Consider the following 1090-nt stretch of genomic DNA (forward strand, 5'->3'; position numbering starts at 1 on the left):
GGACAACCGCGCGGAGGCCACGGCAACCTTTTGCTTTTCGCCGCTGGAGAGCTTGTGCACCTCGTTTTGAAGCAAATGCGTCAGGCCGCTTTCTTCCGCCAATTGTTCCACACACCGGCGCAGAACCTCCGGGTCCATCCCGTAATTTTCCCCGCAAAAGGCAATTTCGTCCCGGACGATCGATGTGAAGAACTGGCTGCGGGAATCCTGAAACACACTCCCGACCATTCTCCCGAACTCCCACGGCTCCATCTGCCCGATGTCTTTTTGCCCGAGCCGGACCTTCCCGGTCAGCTGTCCTTCATGAAAGTAAGGAATCAAGCCATTCACCAGCCGGGTTAGGGTTGTTTTACCGCTGCCGGAAGGCCCTGTTATAACCACGCATTCCCCCTCGTAAAGTGTCAAGCAAATCTGTTTGAGCTGTTCCGAGGACTCATTATATTGAAAAGACACGTTTTCGATTTCAACAATTGCATTCTTCTGCGCCATATAGCTCCCTCCTTAACGGCATATAGCAAACAGCCAGGCGATATATATAATCGGCAAAACAGCATCCTGCAGGCGGAAAGCAATCGGGTAAATACTCGTTTTTCGTCCCGGATCATCGATGCCCTTAGTGGTTGCCGATGCGGCCAATTCATCGGAAATTTTCAAGCTTCTCATTAAAAGCGGCACGATCGTATATTCAAAGGTACTAAAGGGCCGCAGCCAATTTTTCGGAGAAGCGATGGAAACCCCTCTCAGCTTCGCCGCCACCTGGATCGCCTCATATTCCAGCCTCATCACCGGCGGAAAGCGAAAGCTGACAGCCAGCGTGACCAGAACGCCCATCGGCAGCCGAAGTGTGCGCAGCGCGGCGATCAGCTTGCCGGAAGGAACTTTGCTTAAAGACAGAGCGGACATGAGCACAGGCATAAACCGCAGTCCCAAAAAAGTCAGAATGTTTAAATAATTCAATACTTCCAGAGACGAGCCGGCAATCCAGCCCTGCAGAAGATACAGAAGCAAGGCGAGAACCAGATATTGCACCGTGGTTTTGTATATCCCTTGGGCGAACAAATACAACGCCATAAACAGCATAATCCAGGGC

At 51.7% G+C, this 1090-nt stretch carries 2 protein-coding genes; both read right to left on the reverse strand.

Annotated features, from left to right (window positions below; all coding sequences use genetic code 11):
- On the reverse strand, nucleotides 1-489 hold a 489-nt coding region (locus tag BN1360_RS00065), incomplete at its 3' end, for an ABC transporter ATP-binding protein (RefSeq protein ID WP_148466483.1).
- 12 nt (nucleotides 490-501) lie between these two features.
- The coding region (locus BN1360_RS00070) for an energy-coupling factor transporter transmembrane component T (protein WP_082789873.1) at nucleotides 502-1090 on the reverse strand (589 nt) is incomplete at its 5' end.

This window comes from Paenibacillus sp. GM2 (genome assembly GCF_900069005.2).
Classification (GTDB): domain Bacteria; phylum Bacillota; class Bacilli; order Paenibacillales; family Paenibacillaceae; genus Fontibacillus.